General features: G+C 32.4%; 16 protein-coding genes. 15 read left to right on the top strand and 1 reads right to left on the bottom strand.

The window, feature by feature from the left end:
• Window positions 1–4: 4 nt before the first annotated feature.
• The 11 genes from amrA (at window position 5) to rsmI (ending at window position 8492) form a co-directional block, all read left to right on the top strand.
• A complete protein-coding gene (amrA, locus tag C3E90_RS00400) occupies window positions 5–1414 on the top strand; it encodes an AmmeMemoRadiSam system protein A (RefSeq protein WP_236913567.1) in 1410 nt (469 codons plus the stop codon).
• A gap of 12 nt (window positions 1415–1426) precedes the next feature.
• Window positions 1427–2401: an AmmeMemoRadiSam system radical SAM enzyme gene (amrS, locus tag C3E90_RS00395; protein ID WP_236913566.1), complete on the top strand. Its 975-nt coding sequence runs from the start codon at window positions 1427–1429 to the stop codon at window positions 2399–2401.
• A 95-nt stretch (window positions 2402–2496) separates the two neighbouring features.
• Complete coding sequence (locus C3E90_RS00390; protein WP_236913565.1) at window positions 2497–2691, top strand: sigma factor G inhibitor Gin; 195 nt, start codon at window positions 2497–2499, stop codon at window positions 2689–2691.
• 71 nt (window positions 2692–2762) lie between these two features.
• Window positions 2763–4175: an aminotransferase class I/II-fold pyridoxal phosphate-dependent enzyme gene (locus C3E90_RS00385; protein WP_236913564.1), complete on the top strand. Its 1413-nt coding sequence runs from the start codon at window positions 2763–2765 to the stop codon at window positions 4173–4175.
• 18 nt (window positions 4176–4193) lie between these two features.
• A complete protein-coding gene (gene tmk, locus C3E90_RS00380) occupies window positions 4194–4823 on the top strand; it encodes a dTMP kinase (RefSeq protein WP_272879012.1) in 630 nt (209 codons plus the stop codon).
• A 1-nt stretch (window position 4824) separates the two neighbouring features.
• Window positions 4825–5151: a cyclic-di-AMP receptor gene (locus C3E90_RS00375; protein WP_236913563.1), complete on the top strand. Its 327-nt coding sequence runs from the start codon at window positions 4825–4827 to the stop codon at window positions 5149–5151.
• Between the two features lie 15 nt (window positions 5152–5166).
• Complete coding sequence (locus tag C3E90_RS00370; protein ID WP_236913562.1) at window positions 5167–5451, top strand: cyclic-di-AMP receptor; 285 nt, start codon at window positions 5167–5169, stop codon at window positions 5449–5451.
• 15 nt (window positions 5452–5466) lie between these two features.
• On the top strand, window positions 5467–6444 hold the full coding sequence (holB, locus tag C3E90_RS00365) for a DNA polymerase III subunit delta' (RefSeq protein ID WP_236913561.1): 978 nt from the start codon (window positions 5467–5469) through the stop codon (window positions 6442–6444).
• A 4-nt stretch (window positions 6445–6448) separates the two neighbouring features.
• A complete protein-coding gene (locus C3E90_RS00360; RefSeq protein ID WP_236913560.1) occupies window positions 6449–7333 on the top strand; it encodes a PSP1 domain-containing protein in 885 nt (294 codons plus the stop codon).
• Window positions 7334–7430: 97 nt separating this feature from the next.
• Complete coding sequence (locus tag C3E90_RS00355; RefSeq protein ID WP_005582914.1) at window positions 7431–7598, top strand: DUF362 domain-containing protein; 168 nt, start codon at window positions 7431–7433, stop codon at window positions 7596–7598.
• A 60-nt stretch (window positions 7599–7658) separates the two neighbouring features.
• A complete protein-coding gene (gene rsmI, locus C3E90_RS00350) occupies window positions 7659–8492 on the top strand; it encodes a 16S rRNA (cytidine(1402)-2'-O)-methyltransferase (protein WP_236913559.1) in 834 nt (277 codons plus the stop codon).
• 31 nt (window positions 8493–8523) lie between these two features.
• Here rsmI and C3E90_RS00345 read toward each other — a convergent pair whose 3' ends face one another.
• The gene (locus tag C3E90_RS00345) at window positions 8524–8763 is read right to left on the bottom strand and encodes an AbrB/MazE/SpoVT family DNA-binding domain-containing protein (protein WP_272879011.1); all 240 of its coding nucleotides are present in this window, start codon (window positions 8761–8763) and stop codon (window positions 8524–8526) included.
• 144 nt (window positions 8764–8907) lie between these two features.
• On the opposite strand from C3E90_RS00345, the gene C3E90_RS00340 reads away from it, so the two are divergent.
• The 4 genes from C3E90_RS00340 (at window position 8908) to C3E90_RS00325 (ending at window position 12975) form a co-directional block, all read left to right on the top strand.
• The gene (locus C3E90_RS00340) at window positions 8908–9903 is read left to right on the top strand and encodes a DNA double-strand break repair nuclease NurA (protein WP_236913557.1); all 996 of its coding nucleotides are present in this window, start codon (window positions 8908–8910) and stop codon (window positions 9901–9903) included.
• Between the two features lie 11 nt (window positions 9904–9914).
• Complete coding sequence (locus C3E90_RS00335; RefSeq protein ID WP_236913556.1) at window positions 9915–11753, top strand: ATP-binding protein; 1839 nt, start codon at window positions 9915–9917, stop codon at window positions 11751–11753.
• 122 nt (window positions 11754–11875) lie between these two features.
• Window positions 11876–12457 carry a nucleoside recognition domain-containing protein gene (locus C3E90_RS00330; protein WP_236913555.1) on the top strand — a complete coding sequence of 194 codons (582 nt, stop codon included), beginning with the start codon at window positions 11876–11878 and terminating at the stop codon, window positions 12455–12457.
• The gene (locus C3E90_RS00325; protein ID WP_236913554.1) at window positions 12451–12975 is read left to right on the top strand and encodes a spore maturation protein; all 525 of its coding nucleotides are present in this window, start codon (window positions 12451–12453) and stop codon (window positions 12973–12975) included. Before C3E90_RS00330 ends, C3E90_RS00325 begins: the two co-directional genes overlap by 7 nt.
• The last annotated feature ends 28 nt before the right edge of the window (window positions 12976–13003 follow it).

Below are 13003 nucleotides of genomic sequence, written 5' to 3'. Positions count from 1 at the left end.
AAAAATGGGTAAAATATTATCTGCATATCTATTTCCTCATCCTCCTATTATAGTTGAGGAAATAGGGAGAGGTGAAGAGAAAAGGGCTAAGGAAACTATAGAAGGTTCTAAAAAGTTAGCCAAGGATATAAAGGATAAAAAACCTAGTACTATTATTACCATAACTCCCCATGGCCCTTTATTTAGAGATGCCATATCCATATCTACAAAGAAAATTTTAAAAGGAGATTTTAAAAATTTCGGAGAGAGAAGCTTGCACTATGAATTTGAAAACGATTTAGAATTGGTAAACAATATTATTGAAAAAAGCAATCAGCAAAATATATCTATTGCAAGAGTAGATGAAAATTTGGCTGAGGATTTTAATATTAGTTTAAAATTAGACCATGGAGCTTTAGTACCTCTATACTTTGTGGGGAAAGAGTATAATGATTATAAGCTTGTCCACATAACCTATGGATTATTGCCACCTAAGGATTTATACAGATTTGGACAGATAATCCAGGATTCAGTATTGGAATCTGAGAAAAATGTAGTATTAATAGCTAGTGGGGATTTATCCCACAAACTATCTGATGAAGGACCCTATTCCTATTCTCCCTATGGGGAAAAATTTGATAAGAAAATAGTGAATATTTTGAAAGAGGGAGATTTTAAATCCATAGTTTCTTTTGACTTAAGTTTAAGCGAGAGGGCAGGGGAATGTGGACTTCGTTCCCTTATGATACTTTCTGGTTTTTTAGATGGATTTAATGTGGAACCAGATGTTTTATCCTATGAAGGACCTTTTGGAATAGGATATTGTAATGCTAAATTTTCCGTATTGGACAAGGAAAATAGAAATAACATATTCGAAGATTTAATCCATATAGAAAAGGAAAGGATTGCTGAAGCTAGAGAAAGTGAAGATGAATATGTAAGGTTAGCTAGAGCTAGCTTAGAACATTATGTTAAACATAATGAAAAGATAAAAATTCCTGAAGGTTTAAGTGAAGAACTATTAAATGATCCACATGGAGCCTTTGTAACCTTGAAGAAGGACGGATTGTTAAGAGGTTGTATCGGTACTATAAAACCTACACAAAAAAATCTTGCAATGGAGATAATAGAAAATGCCATTAGTGCAGGATTAAGGGACCCGAGGTTTGACCCTGTTAGAGAAGAGGAATTACCTGAGTTAGTATATTCAGTGGATGTATTAAAGGAACCAGAGCCTATTTCCTCCATAGAAGAACTAGATGTAGAAAAGTATGGAGTTATAGTTTCTAAGGGATTTACAAAAGGATTATTATTACCTAATTTAGAAGGAGTAGATACACCTGAAGAACAGATTAGAATTGCTTTAAATAAGGCAGGTATAGGAGAGTATGAGGATTACAAATTAGAACGTTTTGAGGTAATAAGGCATTTTTAAGGGGGTTATATTATGGAATGCATGTATTATGAAAAAAAGGAAAATAATATAGTAAAATGTCATCTTTGTCCTCACAATTGTACTATCCAAGATGGAAGCATTGGGATTTGTAAAGCTAGAAAAAATATTGATGGAACACTTATATCATTGAACTATGGAAAGATTACTTCCTATGCCTATGACCCTATAGAGAAAAAACCCTTATATCATTTCTATCCTGGTTCAAATATTCTTTCTGTAGGAAGTTTTGGTTGTAACTTGGCTTGTGATTTTTGTCAGAATTGGGAAATTGCCCATGAAGATTCCCTTACTATGGAAATAGAAGATGAGGATATCATATTATTAGGAAAATCTAGAGGGTCCATTGGCATTGCCTATACTTATAATGAGCCTAGTATATTCTATGAGTATGTATACCATATGGCTAAACTGGCTAAAAGGCAGGGGCTAAAAAATGTATTGGTTACCAATGGATATATTAATGAAGAACCTTTAAAACAACTGTTACCCCATATAGATGCTATGAATATAGATTTAAAGTCCATTACAGATGATTATTATAGGAAAATATGCAAAGGTAGGTTAGAGCCTGTAAAAAGGACTATTGAATTGGCAGCTAAAGCTACCCATGTGGAAATAACCACTTTAGTTGTTGAAGGAGAAAATAGTTCCGATGAGGAGATAAATAGATTAGCTCAATGGATTGCTAGCATAGATAGAAGTATACCTCTCCATCTATCCAAATATTTTCCCGCTTACAAGATGAAATTACCAGAGACTACCTATGATACCCTTGTGAGATTAAAGGAAATTTCTAAAAGATATTTAGACTATGTATATATAGGAAATGTATGGGGTATTGATAATAACACCTATTGCCCTAATTGTTCAAATCAACTTATTAGCAGATATGATAGAGGGGAAGTAAAGGGAATAGAGGATAAAAAATGTACTAAATGTGGGGAGAAGATAAATATTTTATTTTAAATTTTCCATTGCCAAGCACAAAATGGATTTTGCATGAATAGGATATAATAATAAGGCAAAAATCCTAGTAAATAAGTTAGTAAGGGGTTGATTATATGAATTGTGAACTATGTAATGAAAAGGCAAAGGATAATGTAGATTTACTAGGGACAAATCTGTGTAAGGACTGTTATAATGCCATAGCAACTACTTCCATATCCAATAAAAAGTACGATTATTATAAAGAGATAATAAAATCAATCTTAAAAAAATATATATACAATAAGACAATCTTAAACCCCGTAGAATAAATTACGGGGTTAAATTTTTTCACAAATAATATATAATTAATATAAATATTGAATAGGCAGGTGAAGGATTATTGGATACACCTATTATTAATAAACTAAAAAAAATGAAAGATAAAAACCCTATTTCCTTCCATACTCCAGGGCATAAGGGAAAGAGTACTTTATTAAATTGGAAAGAGCTTATACCTGAAATAGATATTACGGAAATACCTGGCATGGACAATCTTCATGATCCTAGGGGGATTATTAAAGAAAGCCAATCTTTAGCAGCTAAAACCTTTGGTGCCAAGGATACCCTATATTCTGTTAATGGTACTACAGGAGGTATCTACATAGCTTTAGGGGCAATAACCAATCCAGGAGACAAGATATTGATACAAAGGAATTCCCATAAATCCATATATAATGGAGCCATCTTAAATAGATTAAATATAGAATATGTCTATCCTAATTACAATGAAAACTATGGAATATTCACAGGAGTAGACCCATATATAATAGAAGAAAAATTAAAGGAAGATTTAGAAATTAAAGCAGTAGTATTAACATATCCAGATTACTATGGAATCTGTTCTAATATAAAAAGAATAGCAGAAATAGTTCATAAATATGATAGAATATTATTAGTAGATGAAGCTCATGGCAGCCATTTTATTTTTTCCGATAAATTGCCAATATCTGCACTGAAGGCAGGAGCAGATATAACAGTTCAAAGCATTCATAAAACTTTACCTAGTTTTACTCAAACCTCAATGATTCATTTAGGAACAAATCGGGTAGATATAAAAAAATTAAAAACCATGTCATCCCTCTATCAGACCACCAGTCCCTCCTATTTGTTCATGGCATCCTTGGAAATGGCAAGGGCATATATGGAAGGGAAAGGAATAATAAGATTAGAAGAAAATATAATGAGGATTCATGAATTGACAAAGGAATTGGAGAAAATCCCTAGGGCTTATCTGTTTACAGGAGATGAAGAAGACAATACCATCTTTGATAAGGATACTACCAAAGTGCTATTTAGAATAGATGGCATAACTGGGACAAAAGTAAGTAATATATTAAGAGAGGACTACAATATCTATCTGGAGATGGAAGATATTAATTATTGTTTAGCCTTAACTAGTCTAATGAATGAAGAAAGAGATTTTAATTTGTTAAGCAGAGCCATAGAAGAAATAGCTAATAAAATACCCTATGAAGAAATAAACACTATAATACCTAATATGTTAAGACCTAATATAGTATTACCAATATATGAAGCCTTTTATAAAAACAGAAAGGTATTAGATTTAAAGGAAGCTTTAGGGAAAATATCTGCCTCCTTCATAACGCCATATCCACCAGGAATACCCCTTCTGTGCCCAGGAGAACGGATTACGGAAGAACTGGTAGAATATATGCGGTTTTTAATGGATAAAGGTATAGAAATAATGGGGTTAATAGGCTATAATAGAGAAAAGATGGAAGCAGTAGATTAAGAAAGGAATGACTTAGTATTGAAGGGAATATTTATTACATTAGAAGGCCCAGATGGATCAGGAAAAAGCACTATTATGGAGAAGATAGTAACCTATTTTATAAATAACAATATGGATTTTATCTCTACTAGGGAACCTGGAGGCACCGAAATAAGTGAAAAGATTAGAAATATTATTTTAGATAAAAACAATAAAAATATGGCTCCTGAGACGGAAGCACTTCTTTACGCCGCCTCAAGAGGGCAGCATGTCCACGAGAAGATTTTACCAGCGTTAAAGGAAGGCAAGATTGTACTCTGTGAAAGGTTTATCCTTTCAAGTTTAGCCTATCAAGGAGTAGGTAGAAAATTAGGTATAGAAGAAGTAAAGATGATTAACGATTTTGCTATTAAAGGCATTAGACCAAATCTTACATTGTTTTTTTATGTAGATCCTGTAACTACTTTAAATAGAAAAACAGAACAAAAAGGAGGGGATAGGTTAGAAAGAGAAGGAATAGATTTTCATAAGGAAGTATATGAGGGATATATGAAGCTTATTAAGATGTATCCTGAAAATATCCAAATAATTGATGCAACAAAATCTATAGAAGAAGTATTCAAGCAAAGTATATATTATATAGAAAATATACTTAAAAGGAGGAGTTAGAATGAAACTGATAATTGCCATAGTTCAAGATCAAGATGCTCCAAGCCTAATAGATGAACTTACAGAAAAGGAATATAGGGTAACAAAATTAGCCTCTACTGGTGGATTTTTAAAATCTGGGAACACCACTTTATTGATGGGGGTTGAGGATGATTCAGTTCATGAGGTAATAAGGATAATAGAAGATAATTGTAAGACTAGAGATATTACCACTTCCTTGTTAACCGTATCTATGCCAGGGGATACCTATATACCTTATCCACTAGAGGTAAAAGTTGGAGGGGCCACCTTATTTATTTTAGATGTGGAAAAGCATATTAAGATATAATTGGGAGGAGTTAGAATGAAACTTATAATTGCCATAGTTCAAGACGATTATTCAACAAAGGTTATAAAAAGTCTTATGACAAAAAAATATAGGACTACTAAGCTATCTTCTACTGGTGGGTTTTTAAAATCTGGAAACACTACCCTTTTAATAGGAGTAGATGATGAAAAGGTTGATGATGTTGTAAAGACAATAGAAGAAGAATGTAAAGATAAAAAAACTAGCAGAGGGAAGGATCATATAGCTATAGGTGGCGTTCATATATTTATATTGAATATGGAAGATTTTAAGAAGATTTAGTTTTGGAGGAATTTCATGGATTTTAACAATATAATCGGACACGAAAGAATAATAGGGAATTTAAAAAAGGCTATTGAGAAAGAACAAATATCTCATTGTTATTTGTTTGAAGGGGAGGAGTCTTTAGGGAAGAAAAAGGTAGCATTAACTTTTGCAAAAACTCTACTCTGTAAGGAACAAGGTCTGGAACCTTGTAATAGATGTAATTCTTGCTTAAAATTCAATAATTGGAATCACCCGGATTTGAAACTAATAGAACCAGAAAAAGGTTTAATTAAGAAGAGGGTAATTGATGATTTGATTAAGGATATTAATATAGCTCCTTTTGAGAGTAAGAGAAGGATAATAATTATAGATGATAGCCATGAAATGAGGATGGAGGGACAAAATGCATTATTAAAAACATTAGAAGAACCTCCATCCTATATTAATATTATTTTAATAACTTCTAATAGTAATAATCTTATACCTACAATATTATCTAGGTGTCAAATAATTAAATTTTGTCCCGTAGAAAACTCCAAAATAGTTCAATTATTAAGAAAAGAGTATGATAAAACCTTAGAAGAAGCTAGTTTTATTGCAGATTTTACAAAGGGAAGTATAGGTAAATCCATAATGCTTTCCCAGTCAGATGATTTTTTCAAAAAAAGAGAAGAAATTATTGAAATAATTCAAAGTATAATAAATGGAGATAAGATTAAAATATTTAATTCCATAGATTTTTTTCTGAAAAACAAGGAGGATTATGAAGAGATATTGGATATTATTCTCTATTGGTTTAGGGATATAATCATTTATCAGCAGGTTGAAGATTCAGACCTTATAATAAATAAGGATAAAATTTCTATATTATCTAATCAATCCTATTTAAATATAGATAGGATTAATGATATAATAGACAATATAGTGGAGACAAAACAAAATATTGATAGAAATGTCAATTACCAACTAGCTATGGAAACAATGCTTTTAGGAATGCAGGAGGTTTAAATATATGATAACAGTAGTAGGTGTAAGATTTAAAAAGGCAGGAAAGATATATTATTTTGATCCTGAAGATTTGGATATAAGTAAAGACGACTATGTGGTAGTAGAGACAGCAAGAGGGATAGAATTTGGCCATGTAATAGTAGGACCAAAAGAGGTTACGGAGGCAGAAATAGTTCCACCCTTGAAAAGGGTACTCCGTGTAGCTGGAGAGGAGGATTTTATAACCCACCAAAGCAATAGAGATAAAGCTCAAGAAGCCTTCGGAATCTGTGAGCAAAAAATAGTTGAACATGGTCTAGAGATGAAATTAGTAGATGTAGAATATACTTTTGATAATAATAAAGTCATTTTTTATTTCACAGCCGATGGTAGAGTGGATTTCAGGGAATTGGTAAAAGATTTAGCAGCTATTTTTAGGACCAGAATAGAATTAAGACAAATAGGTGTGAGAGACGAAGCTAAAATGATAGGAGGATTAGGCCCCTGTGGGAAGCCTGTTTGTTGTACTACATTTTTGGGAGAGTTTGAACCTGTTTCCATTAAGATGGCAAAGGAGCAAAGCTTATCCTTAAATCCTACCAAAATATCTGGATTGTGTGGAAGACTTATGTGTTGTCTAAAATATGAACAGGAGGTATATGAGGAATTATTGGAAAGAATGCCAACGGTAGGTACAATAGTAATAACACCTGAAGGCAGAGGAACCATCATCGAAACCTATACATTATTAGAAATGGTGAAGGTTAAAGTAACACTTGAAGATGATACAGAGGAATTATTTAATTATAAAGTAGATGAAATAATAATGACAAATGAGAAGAATCCTCAATATATTAGTGGAGGAGAAGAAGTAGAAGAAGTGGAAGATGAAATAAATGATTATAAATAAAAATAGTTCTAAATTTTCATATTTACCCTTTTATTATTTAAGATAATCTGATAAAATTATATCGTAGTACCAGACAAGCAATTGGGGGGTGAAACATTTGGCATATAAAATTACCGATGCATGTATTGCATGTGGCGCTTGCGAAGCTGAATGCCCTACTGAAGCTATAAGCGCAGGAGATATTTATGTTATAGATCCAGACAAATGCATAGACTGTGGTTCTTGTGCTAACGTATGCCCAGTAGATGCACCTCAACCAGAATAATAAGCCAATATAGAAAAGACCCTATAGAAGGGTCTTTTTTAGTAAAAGAGGAGAATTGAAATGAGTGAAGGAATACTTTATATATGCCCTACCCCTATAGGAAATTTAGAGGATATTACCTTTAGAACCATTAGGACTTTAAGGGAAGTAGATTTAATTGCAGCAGAGGATACTAGGCATACTATAAAGCTATTAAATCATTATAATATAAAAAAACCTTTAATATCCTATCATGAACATAATAAAAAATCAAAAGGGCATTTATTGATAGAAAAACTAAAATCAGGTATAAATATAGGCCTAGTAACTGATGCAGGTATGCCAGGCATATCAGATCCAGGAGAGGATATAATCCATTTGAGTATAGAAAATGGAATAGAGGTTATAGTTTTACCAGGACCAACTGCTTCTATAACTGCTTTAGTAGCCTCTGGTTTTCCAACTAATAAATTTGCATTTGAAGGCTTTTTACCTTCCAAAAAGAAGGATAGAATAAAGGAATTAGAAAGATTAAAAGACGAAAAAAGGACTATAATCTTCTATGAAGCTCCCCATAGAGTATTAAACCTTTTAAAAGATATGGAAAAGGTCCTAGGCAATAGGCAGATATCCATATCTAGAGAATTGACTAAGATACATGAGGAAACTTTTAGAGGGTATATATCTGATGGAATAAAAAAGTTTGAAATTCAAAATCCTAAAGGAGAGTTTGTTTTAATAGTAAAAGGAGCAGAAATAGAAAAGAAGGATATATTTGAAAATATTAGTATAAAAGAACATTTAGAATTATACATTGAAGAAGGTTTAACCAAAAAAGATGCTGTTAAAAAGGTAGCTGAAGATAGGGGGATATCCAAGAATTTAGTCTATAAGGAGAGCATAAAAATAAAATAAAAATACCCGTCATAAAGGCGGGCATTAGTATTTATTTTCTTAAATCTTCCATACAAGCTGGACAGATATTTTTACCTTTATAGGTAACTACATCTTTGGCTTGTCCACAGAAAATACAAGCAGGAGCATATTTTTTTAATACAATATGTTCTCCATCAACAAATATTTCCAGTGCATCTTTTACTTCAATATCTAGGTTCCTCCTTAGTTCGATAGGTATAACAACTCTACCTAGTTCGTCTACTTTTCTTACTATTCCAGTTGATTTCATAATCATTCCTCCTATTTTGATGGTCGAAAATTCGACTGCTTTCTACAAAAACAATACCATAACTACCAAAATCAGTCAACAGGTTTTGTTAAAAAATCTACAAATAAATTGATAATTTTTATTATATTTGGTGAGGTGGATAAGGTGTATAATATTAATGACCAGTTAAAGGAAAAGATTGTTTATTTAAATAAAATTTTATTAGATAAATACAAAGATGTATTATCCTTGGATAAAAATTTAATCAGACAGTTCATAGAAAAAAATGTAGGCCCAATAGTAAAGCTTGAAAAATTAACCAAAGATCAATTGACCTACTATTCGCAGGAAGGAGGGATATTAGGGGTAGATGGTTCTAACAATCGTATGGGAGGAGCTTATCCTCATTTTGTTGAAATCTATCAAGGTTTAGCTAAATCCACCATCCATAAGGATAAACCCATCTATAAAACCGACTTTTATACCCCCTTATATTCCGAAGGGGAAGAAACTAATCCTTTAGAAAACCCTTTAGAGAAGGATCAATCCATTAGAAGTGAAAAACTTTCTACCATAGAAGTGGAAGTAGCATTAGAAGGAGTTCGCAAATTTAAACCCTATGCAGTAATAATGGATGGTTCCCTTATCCGATACTATATAGAAAGTTTTAATAGATGGATGGAATTAAGGAAGGAATGTGAAGAAAATGATATTATTTTAATAGGGGTAATAAAGGATATAAAAACCTCTATAATAGGCGATTTACTCATGAAGGATAAATCCTTATCCATAAAGGAATCCTTCCACGATAGGGAGCTATTATACGGGCTATTGGAATATGGAGAAATGGTTCCGATCCAAGCAGAAGTTACAAAGAAAGCTCAAGAGGGCTTTTCATCCTTGTTTATGAGGAGTTCAGAAGCTCCAAACGTAATAGGTATGGATATATTAGATAATCAAAGAAATTACTTAGAAGAGATGGCAAAACTTGTATTTACTTTAACTCCTAAGGATGGTAGGGGGGTACCCCTATGGATTGACATAGTAGATAGTGAAGTTAAAATACCTGATAAGATGATAAGGGGATTACTTGAATCCTATTTAGATAGGGAAATATTAGAGAAATTCTTTATTTCTGAAAGGGATAAGAGAACAATGTAGGAGGGATAGAAATGAAAGTAGTTGGTATTACTACTCAACAGGAAGTATATATAGGCTCTAAAGATAGAAATTTTAGGATAAATGAATTTTTAATCATTGTAGACTCCTATCAAGGGGATTTAATGGGGGAAGTAGTAGAAGCTAAGACCTACAATAGATATATACCCTTAAGTATGCATGGGGAACTAGCTGATAGTTCTGTAATAGAGTCCTTAAAGGCTATTGGATACAATATAGAAGAGGATACCATATATATTGGAAAGGTAAGACTATTAAACGAAGCCTTATATCCAGTAGAAACAGGTTCTAGTGTAAGAGTTCCCGTATTTGATGAAGTTAAGGATTTGATGATTAAATCTTCTCCAGAGGAAGGTTTAGTATTAGGAATAATAAAGAATACAGATCAGATGGCTGACAATATGGATGAACAGTACAAGGATTTATTGTATACTTTTGAAGAAGGTGAACTCAAAGAACAAAAAGATATTCCCTATATATTCGATATAAAATCTATGCACCAATATCCTCATATTGGAGTGTTTGGCGGTTCTGGTTCAGGTAAATCCTTTGGACTTAGGGTAGTTTTAGAAGAATTGATGGATTTAAATATTCCTACCATAGTATTAGATCCTCATTTTGAAATGGATTTTAGTGAAATAGGGGACTATATGCCTAAAGAAAAGGTAGATAATTATAAGGACAGATTCAAATGTCTACAAGTAGGATTCCATGTAGGAGTCCGTTTTGAAGATTTATCCCATCAGGATATAAAAAATCTATTAGATGCTTCCAGCCCATTGACAGACGCTATGAACAATGTAGTAGATATACTATTTAAGAGGAATGATTCTTACAACAGTTTTCACAACAGACTTAAAATGTTGGCAGAAGCCCAAGAAGAAGGTTCCTTAGACAGAATAGTAAGAAGGATAGAAGAAAGTAATCCTGGATTAGAAAAGGAAGGTTGGCAAAAGAGGAAGGAAATATATTTAAATTATGATAAAACATGTCCTTATAGTTCTGTAAGAGGAATTATATGGAGATTGAATAGATTGGACAATGAAGGAATATTTAGCAAGGATATTAAGGAGATTGAAGAAGGATTACATATGGGGAAATTAATAGTAATCCAAGGTAGTACTAGGATACTTCAGGTATTTAGCACTTATCTATTAAATAATATATACCATAAGAGAAGGGATTATAAAGACGCCTTATATAAAAAGACTACTGCAGATTATTTTCCACCTTTTTTAATAGTTACAGATGAAGCCCATAATTTTGCGCCAAAAGGATATGATTCTCCATCAAAATCCATACTAAAGGAAATATCCCAAGAAGGAAGAAAATATGGAGCTTTTTTAATATTAGCCACCCAAAGACCAACCTTATTAGATGAGACCATAACTGCCCAATTAAATACCAAATTCATATTTAGGACTGTAAGGGCTTCAGATATACAGACCATAAAAGAGGAGACGGATATAACAGAGGAAGAAGCAAGAAGGTTACCCTATTTGAGAACAGGAGATGTATTTATATCAGAAGCTTCCATGGGGAGGACTATATTTGCTAGGATTAGAGCAGCAAATACTACCAGCCCTCATAGGGAGAACCCCTTTGATGAATTAAAAAACAAAACCGTAGAAGACGATAATAAATTTTTAAATATTATAGAAGGCAAACTACCTATCAATGGCAACGACTTTATAAATGTAATAAAAGAAATAGAATCAGAAACAGGCCTTACCTATCCTTTAAGCCTATTTGAGGAAAAGCTAAACAATCTAGTAGAAAAGGGCCTCTTAAAAAAAGAAAAAACGCCATTCTTCAACATATATAGAAAATAAGTTCTCTTTTCGGTGCCAGGCACCAAAAAGAGAACTTATGGAATATTCTGAAAATTAATGCTTAAAATAAAATAAATATTATTCTAGCCCCTTTCATATATTTCTATGAAAGGAGTTTTTTTATGGTTAATACTATATGGTTTTTAATGATTTTCGTTGGTATATTATATGGAATTTTTACAGGAAATTTAGGGGAGATAAATAATATCATCCTAAGGGAGACTCAAGAAGGAGTTACCTTTGCTATAAGCCTCATTGGTATAATGTCTTTTTGGTTAGGCATAATGAATATTGCAGAAAAGTCTGGCCTTATAAAAAGTATATCTAAAGGATTTAGACCTATAATAAGGATGCTATTTCCTGATATCCCAAAAAACCACCCAGCAGAAAGATGGATACTAATGAATTTCATAGCCAATATGTTTGGAGTAGGGAATGGAGCCACTGCCTTTGGGCTTAAAGCCATAAAAGAATTAGATAGTTTAAATACCAATAAAAAAAGAGCCACCAATGCTATGGCCATGTTTTTGATTATAAACATGTCTTCTTTACAATTAGTGCCATTAACCATAGTAAAACTTCGATACGATTATGGCTCAAAAAATCCTACAGGAATAATAGGAATAACCATATTAGCTACTTTTTTGTCCACCTTTGTGGCTGTAATTGTTGGGAAAATATTAGAGGGGAGAAAAAAATGTTAGAGATTATCTCTTTAGGAATAGTACCCTTTATGATATTGATAATTCTTGGTCATGGATATATAAAGGGAATAGATATTTATACTACTTTTATAGAAGGGGCAGTAGAAGGATTTAAAACTGCCATTAAGATAATGCCCTATTTAATTGCCATATTTATAGCTATAGGTATATTTAGGGGTTCTAGTGCTTTGGATATGATTACTGACCTTTTAAGCCCTATTACCAAATTACTAGGCATTCCAAAAGAACTCTTGCCTCTAATTTTAATAAGACCTATATCTGGTTCTGGAGCATTAGGGGTAGTAAAGGATATTATAAGTCATTATGGACCAGATTCCTTTCCAGGAGTAGTGGCTTCCGTTATGATGGGTTCCTCAGAAACCATATTCTATACCATAGCCTTATATTTTGGCTCCATCGGTGTAAAGGACCACAGACACACCCTAAAAGCAGCCCTAATATCCTACATAATATCCATATTTATAACTATATTCATATGTGGAATCTTTTACAATTGACAATAGACAATTAAGGCGACCATAGGTC

It is taken from the genome of Clostridium sp. Cult2 (assembly GCF_021655075.1).
GTDB lineage: Bacteria > Bacillota > Clostridia > Tissierellales > Tepidimicrobiaceae > Schnuerera.
The sequence above is the reverse complement of the archived record's forward strand: the minus strand, read 5'-3'. Positions and strand labels throughout refer to the sequence as shown.